Annotated in this window: 17 protein-coding genes; 11 read left to right on the top strand and 6 right to left on the bottom strand. The window is 36.0% G+C overall.

Annotation, left to right across the window (positions count from 1 at the left end; translation table 11 throughout):
- Positions 1-16: 16 nt before the first annotated feature.
- The gene (gene rpsF, locus ACR1PO_RS00630; protein ID WP_002979092.1) at positions 17-358 is read right to left on the bottom strand and encodes a 30S ribosomal protein S6; all 342 of its coding nucleotides are present in this window, start codon (positions 356-358) and stop codon (positions 17-19) included.
- 155 nt (positions 359-513) lie between these two features.
- Here rpsF and ACR1PO_RS00625 point away from each other — a divergent pair, with 155 nt between their 5' ends.
- Positions 514-1,116, top strand: coding sequence for a hypothetical protein (locus tag ACR1PO_RS00625; protein WP_332386603.1), 603 nt, complete (start codon positions 514-516; stop codon positions 1,114-1,116).
- Between the two features lie 24 nt (positions 1,117-1,140).
- Here the strand turns inward: ACR1PO_RS00625 and ACR1PO_RS00620 are convergent, their stop codons facing one another.
- The 4 genes from ACR1PO_RS00620 to ACR1PO_RS00605 all read right to left on the bottom strand — a co-directional run bounded on the left by ACR1PO_RS00620 (position 1,141) and on the right by ACR1PO_RS00605 (position 5,602).
- Positions 1,141-2,493: a chloride channel protein gene (locus ACR1PO_RS00620; protein ID WP_433985459.1), complete on the bottom strand. Its 1,353-nt coding sequence runs from the start codon at positions 2,491-2,493 to the stop codon at positions 1,141-1,143.
- Positions 2,494-2,535: 42 nt separating this feature from the next.
- Positions 2,536-3,156: a hypothetical protein gene (locus tag ACR1PO_RS00615; RefSeq protein ID WP_433985458.1), complete on the bottom strand. Its 621-nt coding sequence runs from the start codon at positions 3,154-3,156 to the stop codon at positions 2,536-2,538.
- Positions 3,157-3,418: 262 nt separating this feature from the next.
- A complete protein-coding gene (locus ACR1PO_RS00610; RefSeq protein ID WP_433985457.1) occupies positions 3,419-4,711 on the bottom strand; it encodes a dihydrolipoamide acetyltransferase family protein in 1,293 nt (430 codons plus the stop codon).
- Positions 4,712-4,774: 63 nt separating this feature from the next.
- Positions 4,775-5,602, bottom strand: coding sequence for an SAM hydrolase/SAM-dependent halogenase family protein (locus ACR1PO_RS00605; protein WP_332386606.1), 828 nt, complete (start codon positions 5,600-5,602; stop codon positions 4,775-4,777).
- 131 nt (positions 5,603-5,733) lie between these two features.
- Here ACR1PO_RS00605 and ACR1PO_RS00600 point away from each other — a divergent pair, with 131 nt between their 5' ends.
- The 6 genes from ACR1PO_RS00600 (at position 5,734) to ACR1PO_RS00575 (ending at position 10,687) form a co-directional block, all read left to right on the top strand.
- Positions 5,734-6,693, top strand: a complete 960-nt coding sequence (locus ACR1PO_RS00600; protein WP_002979097.1) for a PhoH family protein — start codon at positions 5,734-5,736, stop codon at positions 6,691-6,693.
- 116 nt (positions 6,694-6,809) lie between these two features.
- Complete coding sequence (locus tag ACR1PO_RS00595) at positions 6,810-7,475, top strand: porin family protein (RefSeq protein ID WP_433985456.1); 666 nt, start codon at positions 6,810-6,812, stop codon at positions 7,473-7,475.
- Positions 7,476-7,608: 133 nt separating this feature from the next.
- On the top strand, positions 7,609-8,106 hold the full coding sequence (locus ACR1PO_RS00590) for a hypothetical protein (RefSeq protein ID WP_433985455.1): 498 nt from the start codon (positions 7,609-7,611) through the stop codon (positions 8,104-8,106).
- 456 nt (positions 8,107-8,562) lie between these two features.
- Positions 8,563-9,207 (top strand): outer membrane beta-barrel protein, encoded by a 645-nt coding sequence (locus ACR1PO_RS00585; protein WP_278353243.1) that lies wholly within the window; start codon positions 8,563-8,565, stop codon positions 9,205-9,207.
- Positions 9,208-9,280: 73 nt separating this feature from the next.
- Complete coding sequence (locus ACR1PO_RS00580) at positions 9,281-9,943, top strand: outer membrane beta-barrel protein (protein WP_433985454.1); 663 nt, start codon at positions 9,281-9,283, stop codon at positions 9,941-9,943.
- A gap of 75 nt (positions 9,944-10,018) precedes the next feature.
- Positions 10,019-10,687, top strand: a complete 669-nt coding sequence (locus tag ACR1PO_RS00575) for a porin family protein (RefSeq protein ID WP_433985453.1) — start codon at positions 10,019-10,021, stop codon at positions 10,685-10,687.
- Positions 10,688-10,763: 76 nt separating this feature from the next.
- Here the strand turns inward: ACR1PO_RS00575 and ffh are convergent, their stop codons facing one another.
- Positions 10,764-12,125 carry a signal recognition particle protein gene (gene ffh / locus ACR1PO_RS00570; protein WP_131434273.1) on the bottom strand — a complete coding sequence of 454 codons (1,362 nt, stop codon included), beginning with the start codon at positions 12,123-12,125 and terminating at the stop codon, positions 10,764-10,766.
- A gap of 175 nt (positions 12,126-12,300) precedes the next feature.
- On the opposite strand from ffh, the gene ACR1PO_RS00565 reads away from it, so the two are divergent.
- The 4 genes from ACR1PO_RS00565 (at position 12,301) to ACR1PO_RS00550 (ending at position 14,650) form a co-directional block, all read left to right on the top strand.
- Positions 12,301-12,672, top strand: coding sequence for a hypothetical protein (locus ACR1PO_RS00565; RefSeq protein ID WP_374464280.1), 372 nt, complete (start codon positions 12,301-12,303; stop codon positions 12,670-12,672).
- Between the two features lie 59 nt (positions 12,673-12,731).
- Positions 12,732-13,829 carry a F0F1 ATP synthase subunit A gene (gene atpB / locus ACR1PO_RS00560; protein ID WP_332386615.1) on the top strand — a complete coding sequence of 366 codons (1,098 nt, stop codon included), beginning with the start codon at positions 12,732-12,734 and terminating at the stop codon, positions 13,827-13,829.
- A gap of 45 nt (positions 13,830-13,874) precedes the next feature.
- Positions 13,875-14,069: an ATP synthase F0 subunit C gene (atpE, locus tag ACR1PO_RS00555; RefSeq protein WP_002979108.1), complete on the top strand. Its 195-nt coding sequence runs from the start codon at positions 13,875-13,877 to the stop codon at positions 14,067-14,069.
- A gap of 83 nt (positions 14,070-14,152) precedes the next feature.
- On the top strand, positions 14,153-14,650 hold the full coding sequence (locus tag ACR1PO_RS00550; RefSeq protein WP_002979110.1) for a F0F1 ATP synthase subunit B: 498 nt from the start codon (positions 14,153-14,155) through the stop codon (positions 14,648-14,650).
- Position 14,651: the final 1 nt, after the last annotated feature.

Raw genomic sequence — 14,651 nt, 5'->3', positions numbered from 1 at the left:
AAAATAGGGTTAATAATTAAGCTTTAGCTGCTTTTACTTTAGCTCTTCTTGTTACAGCGTACTCAACAGCGTGTTTGTCAAGTTTTGTAGTAAGGTAACGGATTACTCTTTCGTCACGTTTGAATGCCAATTCTAAGTCAGCTACTACAGAACCTTCTCCTTTAAATTCGATTAAAGTGTAGAACCCATTCTTTTTCAATTGAATAGGGTAAGCCAATTTTTTTAATCCCCAGTTTTCTTTAGCAACGATTTCGCAGTTCTTTTCTTTGATTAGATCTTCGAATTTTTTCACTGCTTCCTCCACCTGTGCATCAGATAGAACGGGAGTTAAAATGAAAACAGTTTCGTAATTGTTCATAATGTTAAAAAATTTGTTAATTATTTCGAGGTGCAAAAGTAGAAAATATATTTCTTATATACAAGAGAATGGAGGAAATAGTTGGAAGTTACTGGTCAGATAATAAACATGAAATCTTATTTTTGTATTTTAGTGATCTGAAAAACTTTTAATTAATGAAAACTGAATTGTATCTCCTGCCACTATTATTAATGGGCACTGTTGGCTATTCCCAGGACAAAATTTCCATGAAAAACGGAACTTCGCTAGATGTTAAGCTTGTCGAAATCGGGACCTCAAATATCACCTATAAAGAATTGGATAATTTGGATGGGCCTACTCATTCTTTAGATAAGTCGAAAATATATAAAGTCACTTACAGTAATGGTAAAATAGATATTCTGGGAAAATTTCAAAGTGCTGATGAAGTAAAAAGTTTTATAGCAAATAAAATTAGTGAATACGGGGTGGATCGTGATAATGGTATGCTGAGGCTTACCGCTGAATTTGAAGGAAATAATATTAAAATAAATTCTGTCAGCAATAAAGGCCGTATTTATCATGAAGATAAGTATTGGTGGGACTTAAGTAGAGTCGTAGAATTTCATAATATTTCAAGAAGAAATAATGGTGCCGTATTTTTGAATATAGTGACCTATAAAAATAGAAAATCAAAAACAGAATTGGATAAATTGGTCATTAAGATGGTTGATTATGAAGCAGCAGTTGCATTATTAGATGCATTTAAAGATTTAAATCTTATGCTGAAAGAGAACTAAAAGATTAATTAATTTAATTGGATTTTAATCTTTCTCTCTCAATTCCGCCAGAAAATTCACCTTCAAAACATCATACAGGGAATGTCTGCTTACTAATATGGAAGCAATAGAGGATACCATTCCGGCAAGCATCAGATGGAATATTAATGAATGTCTGTCGGTCATTTCCAGAACGATAATTGCTGAAGTAAACGGCGCTCTGGTAATTCCTGTAAGAAAAGCAACCATTCCGGCCAGGACCACAACATTCGTTTCATTAGGTGTCAAATGAATCGCTCCTGAAATCACAGAACCTATACTGGCTCCTGCAGTAAGGGCCGGAGCAAAAATTCCACCTGCACCTCCGGAAGTAAAGGAAAGGGCGGGGCCAAGCATTCTTAAAACAGGAACATACCAGTCTTCATGTTTGTCTTTGGTAAAAAGGACCCGCTCCATGATTTCTTTTCCCGAACCCAGAATCTCTCTGTTGATGAAATAAGCAATCGAAGCAATAATTAATGCACAAATTACCAGAAATATCACATTCGCCTTATCTGTTTTCAATTTTTTCTTTTTCCAGCCGTTAATTTTAAGCATGATGACCGAGAGCTGACTGGCCAGTATGCCTGCCGTTGCGGCAACAAGAATGATCGGGAACATCACCGTTAAAGAAACGTCATTGGTTTTCGGATATCCCAGGTATAGATAAGATCCAGCCAGTGTCTGTGCAGTAAGCCCCGCAATAATTACTGCCGTAAACAATGCTGTTTTAAAGTAATTGATATGGGTTTTTGACAATTCCTCTACTGCAAAAACTATTCCTCCCAGCGGGGTGTTAAATGCTGCCGCAAGTCCCGCTGCAGCTCCTGTCATAATCATGTTTTTCTTGGAAATCTTAGGCCACCATTCAGGAAGGTATTCATTGACTTTTCTGAAAACAGATCCTGCAATCTGAATTGTTGGCCCTTCACGTCCCACAGCACCCCCTCCGATTACCAGGATAACGGAAGACAGGATTTTGAAAAAAATAATCTTAAGGCTAAGAAGGTTCCTGATTTTCCGGTGTTCTTTAGGATTGGCAAGCTCTACAGCTGCCATCACCTGCGGAATACCGCTTCCTTTGGCATTCGGAGCAAATTCTTTGACGAGCCACCATGAAAGAACAAATCCGATGGGAGCAATAATGAAAATCATCCAGGCATGCCAGTCAAAAATGAAATTCATCAGATGTTCGCCCCATGCAAATACCTGCGCATACATCACCGCAAAAAAACCTGTGATCACAGACCCGATCCAAAAGGGAATCGCCTGAAGCAGGTTATGCTTCAGCTGTTCGTTCCGGATATTGTCGAAAGAATTTTTGAGGGATTTCCGTATCAGGATGAAAATTTTCAGCATTTGCAGGTTTTGAGGGATGAATTTACGGTAAAATTTTGGAAATTATATTTCGTTTAAAAACTTTGAAATCATTTCAGCATTTTCAGCCATAAGAATATCAGGTATACCAAAGCTTAAAATGCTGTTTCTGACTTCAAGCTTAAAGCCTTCATCAGGGAAGTTTTTTATCATTTCTTTTCTTTGGGTGGTCAGAAAACTCATGGTTTTAAATGAATCACTTCCCACAACATAAAAATCTTTAAAGTCATGATCTTTAAAATTAATGGTAAAACGGCTGAAGATTTCTGCAATCCTATCCATTAACTTCTTTTTATTAATGGAAATATATCCAAAGTCTTCTTCTAGGTTTTTGAGCCCCCAAAGCTGTATCGTGTCATATTTACGATCTAAACGTCCGCCTTTGGAATTTATTCCCACTTTGCTGACGATAAAAAGATAGAAAGGGGTATTGTTCACATCCTTTACCAGATAACAGATGCGTGGAATGAATAACGGATACATATCAAAAGAGCTGAACTGTTCGTAAGGAGACTCTTTAATATCAATAACTGAAATATCATAAGATAGAGAAAGCTGATCATAGATTTCAGTAATGAGCTTTTCATCCTGTTCCGTGAAATCAAAAAACCTTGTAACATCATATTTCCTGTAATCCGGATCCATTTTCTTATATATTATTTGTTTAAAAATAATGCTAATAAATTTAATTTCCAAAAACTTATTATAATATAAGATTGAATTTGGGTTATTATTGTTTTGGTATGTAAATTTGAACTTTATTGTTTATTTAATAATGATTTTATTTATTGTTTGTTCTTTTGTGATTTACTGGGCTTACCTAAATTAAAAACAAAAAAACCTCCGATTAAATCGAAGGTTTTGTATTTAAAATCTGCAAACTTACTTATTGCTGATTAGTCATTACTTATATTTCTGTGTTCAGATCCCAGTTTTCAAGGTAATCGTGAACATGCTTCAACATCATTCCTCCCAAAGAACCATCTACTACTCTGTGGTCATAAGAGTGAGACATGAACATCAGGTTTCTGATGGCGATTACATCACCGTCAGCGGTTTCAAGAACTGCAGGCTTCTTAACAATAGCTCCGATGGCTAAAATAGCTACCTGAGGCTGAGGAATAATCGGGGTTCCCATAAGGTTTCCAAAACTTCCCACGTTAGAGATTGTATACGTTGCACCTTGAGTGTCTTCTGGTCTTAATTTCTTGTTTCTTGCTCTGTACGCCAGGTCATTGATTGCTTTTGCAAGACCTGAAAGAGAAAGCTGATCAGCATTTTTAATTACAGGAACAATAAGGTTTCCGTCCGGAAGGGCAGTCGCCATACCAATGTTGATATTTTTCTTTTTGATGATGTTATCACCATTTACAGAAACGTTGATCATTGGGAAATCCTGAATTGCCTTCACTACAGCTTTTACGAAAATAGGCATGAAAGTAAGTTTTTCACCTTCGCGTTTTTCGAATGCTGCTTTGTTCTTATTTCTCCATTTTACAACGTTGGTAACGTCAGTTTCAATGAAAGAGGTTACGTGTGGAGCAATTTGTTTTGCTTTCACCATGTTTTCAGCGATGATCTTTCTCATTCTGTCCATTGGAATGATCTCATCACCTGCATGTACCGGAACCGTAGCTGCAGGAGCAGATACTGATACTGCCTGTACAGGAGCGGCCTGCTGAGCCGGCTGATTTCCTCTGTTGGCAACGTAAGCTAATATATCTTCTTTTGTAATTCTTCCTTCCAAACCGCTTCCTTTGATGGATTTCAGTTCCGTTTCAGAAATATTTTCCTGTTGTGCGATAGATTTTACGAGTGGAGAGAGATAAAGATCTCCAGAGAATTCTACGTTTGAAGCAGCTGCTGTCTGCAAAGGCTGTTCAATCGTTTTTAAAGTTTCAGCATCCGGAGCAGCCGCCGGAGTTTCAGTTTTTGCTTCTTCTGAAGCTGTGCCTTCTCCTTCAATTTCTAAAATAGCAATGGCTTCACCTACTTTTGCAACTTCATCTTTTTGCTTTAAAATTTTCACGATTTTCCCCGAAACTGGTGTCGGAACGTCTGAATCTACTTTATCTGTTGCAATTTCTACTACGGAGTCATCCTCCTTTACGTTATCACCCTCATTGAATAACCAAGTGATAATTGTCGCTTCCATAACACCTTCTCCCATGGAAGGAAGCAATAATTTGTATTCTGCCATTTTTGATTTTTAGATTTTGACAAATATATAAAAAAAATCGGTTTTTTTAAGAAATATATAATCTTAGCTAAATTCGATGTAAATATTTTCTCCCACATTCAGTCCAAACAGGCTTTTGGCGCCGTTTTTCTTGCTTCCTTTGTAGATGGTAAGCTCCAATAGCTGGCTATCATTGAAAATAGCAGCAGACTGTCCGTGGAATTCCGTCTCTCTGTCCCAGTCCGAAACCACTTCCGTATGGCTGGAAAATATCCTTGAAAGGCTTAAATTTCTGAATTTTATGGTAAAACCATTGTAGCCTTTACTGATATTTTCGAAAAAATCTTTATTAATATTTGATATTATATTTCCGAAATTGTCAATATAGGTAACTTCTCCAATGATCATACCTTCCGATTCATTGTAAACAGCCCTCGGGAACATTAATTGTTTCGCAGAATGTATTTTTCTTCCTATCACTTCAGGAAGCCCGCCATTGGCAAGATGTACCGCTGCAGGAACAAAAATATCCGTAGAAGTAAAGTTGATGACATCATCAAAGCGGTTGTTCAGCGTAAGTTCATAGATCGCTTCGGGCTTAATGTCAAAAAAGATAAGGCTTAAAAGGCCGTTATCTGCTGCCAGAAAGTAAGATCCGTCAGCTTTATAAATGATATTTTTTCTTGATTTGTGGTGAAAACTGTCTACCGAAAGGATATGGATGCTTCCTTTAGGGAAATATTTGTATGCATTTCTTACAATATACGAAGTCTGTATAAGGTTAAACGCCTGGATTTCGTGGGTGATATCAATAATATTAACCTCAGGGTTTAGAGACAGAATTTTGCCTTTTACAGCGGCAACTCTGTAGTCCAAATTTCCGAAATCCGAAGTAAGGGTAATAATTGACATGAGTAATTTTAGAATAGTGTAGTATTGCAAAGTTATTTAAATAAAAAGAAAGCCCGAAAGATTGTTGAAAAGAATTTGATATAAATTTGAAAAAAAGCTTTAATTTTAAAATCTAAAAATAAAAATACTGCATGTTTGAATTAACATATGATTTGGAAGATATCGACGCGAAAATCTTCTATGGAGTTAATAACCAATATTTCAACTTAATAAAATCAAGCTTTCCAACCATTAAAATTACAGGAAGAGATCATTTTATCTTTGCCATGGGGAATCAGGAGGCTTTAGACATACTGAAACAAAAACTGGATGATATTGTCAGTTTTATCTCCAAAAACAATTCAATAGGACTGAAAGACGTTGAAAATATATTGAATATTAAAGACGAAAACGAGAAACAGCTGGTGTTCGACCAGGATATTATCGTAAAAGGAGTCAACGGAAAAGTGATTAAGGCTAAGACGACCAATCTTAAAAAGCTGGTGAAGGAAACGGAGAAAAAAGACATGGTCTTTGCCATTGGTCCTGCAGGAACCGGAAAAACATATACCAGTGTGGCATTGGCTGCAAGAGCTTTAAGAGATAAAGAAGTAAAAAGAATTATCCTGACAAGGCCAGCTGTAGAAGCAGGGGAAAGCCTGGGATTCCTTCCCGGTGACCTTAAAGAAAAGCTCGATCCGTATTTACAGCCATTGTACGATGCACTTCGTGATATGATTCCTCATGAGAAACTGGAAGGTTTCATGGAAAAGAAAGTCATTGAAGTGGCACCATTGGCCTTCATGAGAGGGCGTACGCTGGACGATGCTTTTGTGATTCTTGATGAAGCACAGAACACTACCCATGCACAGATGAAAATGTTCCTGACCAGAATGGGGATGAATGCCAAGTTCATTATCACAGGAGATCCAAGTCAGATTGACCTTCCGAAAAATCAACAGTCAGGTCTGAAGGAGGCTATGAGGATTTTAAACGGGGTGAAGGAGATCGGATTTGTACATCTTACAGAAGAAGATGTGGTAAGACACCCGGTAGTAAGAAAGATTATCCTTGCTTATAACGATGAAGAAAAAAGATTGAGAAATGACTAATTCTGTATCAGTAAAAGTTTTGTTAACCTTTTATTAACCTTAAAATTAAGACAAAATTTGGTGTTTTAAAAAAAAATAATTAGTTTCGCAGTCCTTAAATGTAAAACTAATTAAACATGAAAAAACTTTTACTTGCTGCAGCAGTCGCTGTAATGGGAATTTCTGCAAATGCACAAGAATTCCGATTTGGTCCAAAAGCCGGATACTCTTATTCTACAGTTAAATTAAAAGGAGATAATCAGTCTGAAACTTCAGATCCTTTGCATACATTTTATATCGGTGGTATCGCTGAATATAAACTGAGTGATAAATTTGCCCTACAGGGAGAACTTTTATACTCACCGCTTGGGGGAAAAATAAATGTAGCTGAAGCTGATCCGGAAGATCCGACAACCTTTTTAAATGTAAAAGCAAAGCAGACCTATCATACTTTATTGGTTCCTATTTCTGCTAAGTATTTCATTACAGAAGGATTATCAGTTTCTGCAGGAGCAAGCTTCGGATTTATTCTTTCTGCCAAGCAAAAGCTTACTGCTGACTTTGGATTCGGAATTCCTGGGTTCGAACTTGATGCCAATGACGAAAGAGATATCAAAGACCAGCTGAATACCTTGAACATCGCTCCATTCCTGGGTGCAGAATATGCATTGGAAAACGGATTGTTCTTTGATGCAAGGTACAATCTTGGAGTTTCTAACCTTGCTAAAGATGCTGAAGGGAATGAAAAGTTAACCAACAGCTTCGTACAGGTAGGTGTAGGTTTCAAATTCGGAGGAAACTAATTCTGGAATTTTAATATCAATCATGATATAAAGCAGGGCAAATTTTTGTCCTGCTTTTTTCGTTGTAGACTGTTTTGTCTTAATGATGAAAATAATTAGTATTTTTGCAAAGTAAAATTTAAACTTAAAAAAAATGAAAAAACTATTATTACTAGGTGCTTTTGCACTTTTAGGAGGTTTTGCCCAGGCGCAGGAAGGTTTCAAATTGGGTGGACATATTGGTGTTCCTGTATCTGATGCAAGTGATGTATCTTCATTTACATTAGGTGTGGATGCTGCTTATATGTGGAATATTACTAAAGGTTTCGACCTTGGGGTAACAACAGGATATTCTCATTTCTTTGGAAAAGATAACTTTGATGATTTCGGATTTGTTCCTGTAGCTGTTTCCGGGAAATATAAATTTAAAGGTGCTCCTGTTTTTGTAGGATTAGACCTTGGATATGGTATTTCTACAAAGGATGGGGTAGATGGAGGCTTCTATGCACAGCCTAAATTCGGATACCAGATGTCCAAAGGAGAGTTGTATATCGGATATCAGTCTATCAGTAACAGACGTGATTATGGTTGGTACAAGCATAATTGGAACGTAGGAGCTGTCAACTTAGGATTTAACTTCTTTATCAAATAAAGACAGCTTAAAAATAACTGAACTCCGGCCGAAGGCCGGAGTTCAGTTATTTTTAAGCTATACGGATGTTTTTTGACGGAAGTTTTTAAATAAAATGGACGTTACAGCGGACACAAAAAGCGAAAAACAGAACCGGATAATAAACATTTGTTTGAATTTTAAGAGTTAATAACTTAAAAATTAACAATTTAGGTTAATTGTTTTTGGCATTTTCCCAGAACTCATGGTAATATAGAGAAAAAACAAAAATTTAAAAAATTAAATATATCTGGCTCTTGTTGATAAAATGTGATTTTTTTATTCATAATATTGTGAAAAACTCAAAAGTATCTCTTAGGTAGGATTTATTTTTATAAAACCCTAAAATTTAGTACTGATATTAATCACATTAACAAATTTTAATATTCGTGGCGGCCACTGTAAATTTGCCCTCAGAAAGTATTAAAATTTTTTACAATGAAAAAAATATTATTAGCGGGTGCTGTTGCACTTTTTGGTTTATCAAACGCTCAAATTGCTAAAGGAACTACATATTTATCAGGATCTGTTGGTTATTCTCAGGAAGAAACTAACAACGGTAACGATAAAAAAGAAAACTTCAACGTATTACCTACAGTTGGATATTTCGTAAACACTAACTTAGCTATCGGATTAGGAGTTGGTTACCAAACTGAAAAAAATACCCTTACTAGTACTGTGGGTAACACAGTAAGCGAAAGCGTAACTAAGCAACCAGCTTTTGTTGTGGCTCCATTCGTAAGAAAATACTGGACTTTATCTGATAAGTTATATTTCTTCGGTCAATTAGCAGTTCCAATGCAGTTTGGAAAAACTGAAAATGAAACTAACTCTGTAACTACAGTAGGAAACACAGTTGTTACAAGCTCTACTTCTACTGAAGCTAAATACACTAAAATTGGTGTTACTGTGAAGCCAGGTTTAGATTATTTCTTAAACAAAAACTGGTCTATCGAAGCTACTATCGGTGAGTTCGGTTATAGCAACTACAAACCAAAAGATGGTGATGCTACAAACAACTACAACTTCGGATTGAATTTATCTTCTGTAACTTTCGGAGTTAAATATGTATTTGCAAAATAATAAACAAAGCATATAACAAGAAAGCCCTGAGAAACTCTTAGGGCTTTTTTTCTGTAAAACTAATATAATAATCATGAAAAAAATCGTATTGATGGGCGCTGTTGCACTTTTCGGTTTATCGAATGCACAGATTACAAAAGGAACTTCTTATCTTTCAGGTCAGGTAGAATATTATCATAATGAAAAGAATGAATTCGAAACCAAAACAAAGGATGATGTAATCAGAATTCTTCCTACAGCTGGTTATTTCGTTGGTAACAACTTGGCAATAGGGCTTGGTATAGGCTATAAGAGTGCTGTTACAAAATATAACGTAAGTGGTGTTGGATTCCTTAATACAATTGAAATTAAAAATACGGATAATGCATTTGTTGTTGCTCCCTTTGTGAGAAAATACTGGACTTTATCCGATAAATTATACATCTTCGGACAACTACAAGTTCCATTGGAATTCGGTAATGAAAAACTGGATTTTAACAGTGAAGGTGATGGCGGAGATCCTATACTTGCCGCTCCGTTTACAGAAAAAAATAACTACACCAACATCGGAGTGAATATTAAGCCGGGTCTGGATTATTTCCTGACTAAGAACTGGTCAATTGAAGCTACAATAGGAGAATTCGGGTACAATACTTACAAAAAAGACATTGAAGGAGCAAAAAGAACTGATAATTACAAATTTGGAATCAGTTTAAGTTCCGTGACTTTTGGAGTTAAATATGTATTTGCAAAATAATAGACAAGAATATACTTTAGCCCTGGGTCGATATCCCGGGCTTTTTTAAGTTTGAAAACCATTTAATTAATAATCATGAAAAAAATCTTATTAGCGTCTGCAATCGCTTTATTTGCAGGTCTGAATGCGCAAACTACATTCGGTGTGAAAGCAGGTTATGCTTTATCAAAATTAAATTCCAGCGAGGGTGATTTCGAATTTGGAGGATTCGAAGCCAGTTTAAAATCCAAATCAGGGTTTTATATCGGAGGTTTGGTTGAGCATAAATTCAATAATAAGTTTGCCGTTCAGGGAGAGGTAGAATACGCTAATCTTGGCGGAAAAGCTGAAGTTGGAATACCAGGTACAGGTATTACTTTAACTGAAAAGATGAATCTTAACAGAATTGTTATTCCTGTATCTGCAAGATATTATGCAACGCCGGAACTAGGAATTTATGCAGGTCCTTATGTAAGTTTTAAAACGAATAATAAAGCAAAATTTGAAGTAAGTGGTCCTAATGCCGGTATGGTAGATCCTTCCGGGCTTAAAGAAGGAGAACGTTATTTGGAAAAAGAGCTGAATGACGGTTTGAAATCTACCGATTTTGGTCTATTCCTGGGAGCGGATTACAACGTATACAAAGGATTATTTGTAGATGCACGTTATAGCTTTGGTCTTACCAATATGATCAAGAATCCTGCGGATGGTGAAACATTAAAAATGAATTTCTTCCAGTTAGGAGTAGGATACAAGTTTAAATAGACAGATATCTATATAAAAAACAAAAACTCTCAGAATTTCTGAGAGTTTTTTATGAATGATTTTGTCTTTCTTTTTCTTATTTTCCGAACATTCCACCCATTCCAGGCATATTCGGCATTTTGCTCATCATCTGCATCATTTGTTTTCCCTGAGGTCCCTGCATCATCTTCATCATTTTACCCATCTGGTCAAATTGCTTCATCAATTGATTCACATCTTCGATTTTTCTTCCGGCACCTTTGGCAATCCTGTTTTTTCTTTGTGTATTGATAATAGAAGGTTTTCTTCTTTCTTCAGGAGTCATAGAGTAGATAATTGCCTCAATATGCTTGAATGCGTCATCGCTGATTTCTACATCCTTGATTGCTTTTCCTACTCCGGGAATCATTCCCATCAGATCCTTCATATTACCCATCTTCTTGATCTGGTTGATCTGCTTAAGGAAATCGTCAAAACCGAACTCGTTTTTAGCAATTTTTTTGTGAAGTTTTTTAGCTTCTTCTTCATCAAACTGCTCCTGAGCTCTTTCTACTAAGGAAACAACGTCTCCCATTCCCAGGATTCTGTCCGCCATCCTTTCCGGGTAGAAAAGATCCAAAGCTTCCATTTTTTCTCCTGTGGAGATAAATTTGATTGGCTTTTCAACAACAGAACGGATTGTTAAAGCAGCACCCCCTCTTGTATCACCATCTAATTTTGTTAGAACAACTCCGTCAAAATTCAAAGCATCGTTAAATGCTTTTGCTGTATTCACCGCATCCTGACCTGTCATAGAGTCTACTACGAAAAGGGTTTCCTGCGGTTTGATGAAATAATGTACGGATTTGATCTCGTTCATCATCTGCTCATCAATCGCCAAACGGCCTGCAGTATCCACAATCACAACATCATGACCGTTTGATTTTGCAAAATTGATTGCATTTTCAGCAATTGTAGACGGGTTGGTAGAACCTTCTTCAGTGTAAACGGGAACCTTGATCTGCCCTCCCAATACTTTCAGCTGGTCAATCGCAGCAGGACGGTATACGTCACATGCTACCAGTAAAGGTTTCTTATTTCTTTTTGTTTGTAAATAATTAGCAAGCTTTCCTGAGAAAGTTGTCTTACCGGATCCCTGAAGACCTGCAATAAGGATTACAGTTGGTTTTCCTGAAAGATTGATTCCCTCCTGAGAACCTCCCATCAGGTCTACCAGTTCGTCATGAACAATTTTTGTCATCAGCTGTCCCGGTGTAAGGGAAGTGAGAACATTTTGTCCTAATGCTTTATCCTGAACTCTTTTTGTAAGGTCTTTTGCAACTTTATAGTTAACGTCGGCATCCACCAATGCTCTGCGGATTTCCTTTACGGTTTCCGCCACGTTGATTTCAGTAATTTTTCCTCTACCGGAAATATTATGCAATGCCTTGTCTAATTTATCCTGTAAACTATTAAACATATTTATTGTAAATTATAGGTTTGCAAAAATAAGGAATTTTTAGCATATCCAAAGTGTTTGGGCACGTAATATTATATATATACGCAATATTATTATACAGAGAAAAATGATATATATCAAATCATATGATAATACGATAGAAAAAGTCTATTTTTGCGATCAATTAAAATATAGAATGAAGATCAATCCCAATATCCTTGTTGTCGTTTTATTCTTTCTGACTTTCCTGGTGCATTTTTCTCTATGGAAATTTGTTTTTCACCTGGATGAAATAGTGATCATAAAATTTTATCTTTTTCTGAGTGTCATGTTTATGATGATGATCACCCTTATCATTCTAATCAATAGGGTAGCGCCGGAATTTTTAGGGTTGTCCGTCATAGGTTTGATTCTTTTAAAATTCGGTTTGATGTACCTAATCAGAAAAAAACTGAACTTTGAAGTGATTCCAGGCTATAAATTTCATTTTATTATCCCATATTTTGTCCTGACAGCACTGCTTACATACTATGCCATCAAGCTGATTAATCATGATAAAAAACAGTAAAATAATTTATTGAAACTAGAAAAAATATCATATTTTTGCACAACGAAAAAAACCTATCAATGTTTAAGAAATTCGCAGTTTTATTCTACAGTATTTTTGTATTAAACTTAGTGTCTGCACAGCACGGTGAAGCTACTGCTGGGGCAGCTCCTGCTCAAGAGCTTTCAGAGAAAGACAAAGTAAGCAAGGAAAACAAGGAGTTCATCGATCATCACTTATTAGATGCACATGATTTCACATTGATGGTTGATAAAGAAGGTCACCATATCGGTTTTCCTCTTCCTGTTATTTTCTATGATAATGGTTTCCATTCTTTCATGAGTAACAAAGAAGGGTTCATGCACGGAGAGCCTACGGAAGTAGATGGTTCTTATTATGTACTGCACCATGAGAAAATCTATAAGACGGATGCAAAAGGAACTTTAACACTTGGTGAAGATGGTCATCCAACTAATGAAAAGCCTTTGGATCTTTCTATTACGAAAAGTGTACTGATTATTTTATTGGTGTCAATCTTTATGTTTGTATTATTTGTTGGAATCGCTAAATCTTATAAGAAATCAGCTATCCCTACAGGTGCGGCAAGATTCTTGGAGCCTCTAATCATCTTTGTAAGAGACGAAGTTGCTATTCCTAACATCGGACATAAGTATAAGAGATTTATGGGTTATTTATTAACTGTATTCTTCTTTATCCTTTTCCTTAACGTTCTTGGATTAATGCCTTTCGGAATTAATGTAACGGGTAATATTACAATGACATTCTTCCTTGCGATCCTTACTTATCTGATTACAACATTCTCAGCGAATAAAGATTACTGGAAACACATTTTCTGGATGCCAGGAGTTCCGGTTCCAATGAAACTGATTATGCTTCCTATCGAATTATTAGGAACAATCACTAAACCATTCGCTTTGATGATCCGACTTTTTGCAAACATGACAGCAGGTCACATCGTAGTAATGAGTTTGATCGGATTGATCTACGTATTCAAAAACTTTATTGCAGGTGTTGCATTCCCGTTCCTTACATTGGTAATTTATTTACTAGAGGTATTGGTAGCGTTCTTACAGGCTTATATCTTTACAATGTTATCTGCTCTGTTTATCGGAATGGCAGTAGAAGAGCACGAACACGAACATCATGCTGCTCACTAATTGAAATTTAATTAAAGTAAAACAAATTTTTTAAAATTATATATTATGGAAATCCCTAAAATTGTAGGTGCTGGTATCGTAGTACTAGGTGTAGGTATCGGTCTTGGTAAAATCGGAGCTGCTGCTCTTGAAGCTATCGCTAGACAACCTGAGCAATCTGGAAAAATCCAAACAGCTATGCTTATCGCAGCTGCACTTGTAGAAGGTGTTGCGTTTGCTGCTCTATTCGCAGTAAACTAATTAAAATCAAACCATTATCTGTAACGGTTGGTTGCAGGTAATGGTTCTTTAAAAAAAGTAATAATTATTTATACATTTATATAATGGAATTAATTCATCAGTTTTCATCAGGATTATTTATTATCCAGTCTGTTATTTTTCTAGCATTATTATTTTTGTTAGGTAAATTCGCTTGGAAACCTATTTTAAAGTCTATCAATGACAGAGAAACCTCTATTGTTGACGCTCTTAATCAAGCTAAATTAGCAAGAAAAGAAATGGAAACTTTAAAAGAGGATAACGAAAGAATCATTCGTGAAGCTAAAATCGAAAGAGATGCTATCCTTAAAGAAGCTAGAGAAATTAAAGACAGAATCGTAGGAGAAGCTAAAGATGTTGCTAAAGCTGAAGGAGACAAAATGATCGAAGCTGCTAAACAGACTATCAATGCTGAGAAAAATGCTGCTATGGCAGACATCAAAACTCAAATCGGTACTTTATCTGTAAACATTGCTGAATCTATCTTGAAGCAAAAGCTAGACAACAGCGAAGCTCAAAACGAATTAGTTCAAAATTATTTAAACAAATCAAACCTTAACTAAG

The sequence above is a fragment of the Chryseobacterium amylolyticum genome, assembly GCF_051011775.1.
Taxonomy (GTDB): domain Bacteria; phylum Bacteroidota; class Bacteroidia; order Flavobacteriales; family Weeksellaceae; genus Chryseobacterium.
This window is presented reverse-complemented; position numbering and strand designations above follow the sequence as displayed.

Excerpts from the sequence above, each read along its gene's own strand:
- ACR1PO_RS00605 (WP_332386606.1), bottom strand. The coding sequence starts at position 5,602 with ATGTCAATTATTACCCTTACTTCGGATTTCGGAAATTTGGACTACAGA.
- rpsF (WP_002979092.1), bottom strand. The coding sequence starts at position 358 with ATGAACAATTACGAAACTGTTTTCATTTTAACTCCCGTTCTATCTGAT.
- ACR1PO_RS00580 (WP_433985454.1), top strand. The coding sequence starts at position 9,281 with ATGAAAAAAATCGTATTGATGGGCGCTGTTGCACTTTTCGGTTTATCG.
- ACR1PO_RS00585 (WP_278353243.1), top strand. The coding sequence starts at position 8,563 with ATGAAAAAAATATTATTAGCGGGTGCTGTTGCACTTTTTGGTTTATCA.
- ACR1PO_RS00615 (WP_433985458.1), bottom strand. The coding sequence starts at position 3,156 with ATGGATCCGGATTACAGGAAATATGATGTTACAAGGTTTTTTGATTTC.
- ACR1PO_RS00590 (WP_433985455.1), top strand. The coding sequence starts at position 7,609 with ATGAAAAAACTATTATTACTAGGTGCTTTTGCACTTTTAGGAGGTTTT.
- ACR1PO_RS00610 (WP_433985457.1), bottom strand. The coding sequence starts at position 4,711 with ATGGCAGAATACAAATTATTGCTTCCTTCCATGGGAGAAGGTGTTATG.
- atpB (WP_332386615.1), top strand. The coding sequence starts at position 12,732 with ATGTTTAAGAAATTCGCAGTTTTATTCTACAGTATTTTTGTATTAAAC.
- ACR1PO_RS00620 (WP_433985459.1), bottom strand. The coding sequence starts at position 2,493 with ATGCTGAAAATTTTCATCCTGATACGGAAATCCCTCAAAAATTCTTTC.
- ACR1PO_RS00575 (WP_433985453.1), top strand. The coding sequence starts at position 10,019 with ATGAAAAAAATCTTATTAGCGTCTGCAATCGCTTTATTTGCAGGTCTG.
- atpE (WP_002979108.1), top strand. The coding sequence starts at position 13,875 with ATGGAAATCCCTAAAATTGTAGGTGCTGGTATCGTAGTACTAGGTGTA.
- ACR1PO_RS00595 (WP_433985456.1), top strand. The coding sequence starts at position 6,810 with ATGAAAAAACTTTTACTTGCTGCAGCAGTCGCTGTAATGGGAATTTCT.
- ACR1PO_RS00550 (WP_002979110.1), top strand. The coding sequence starts at position 14,153 with ATGGAATTAATTCATCAGTTTTCATCAGGATTATTTATTATCCAGTCT.
- ACR1PO_RS00600 (WP_002979097.1), top strand. The coding sequence starts at position 5,734 with ATGTTTGAATTAACATATGATTTGGAAGATATCGACGCGAAAATCTTC.
- ffh (WP_131434273.1), bottom strand. The coding sequence starts at position 12,125 with ATGTTTAATAGTTTACAGGATAAATTAGACAAGGCATTGCATAATATT.
- ACR1PO_RS00565 (WP_374464280.1), top strand. The coding sequence starts at position 12,301 with ATGAAGATCAATCCCAATATCCTTGTTGTCGTTTTATTCTTTCTGACT.
- ACR1PO_RS00625 (WP_332386603.1), top strand. The coding sequence starts at position 514 with ATGAAAACTGAATTGTATCTCCTGCCACTATTATTAATGGGCACTGTT.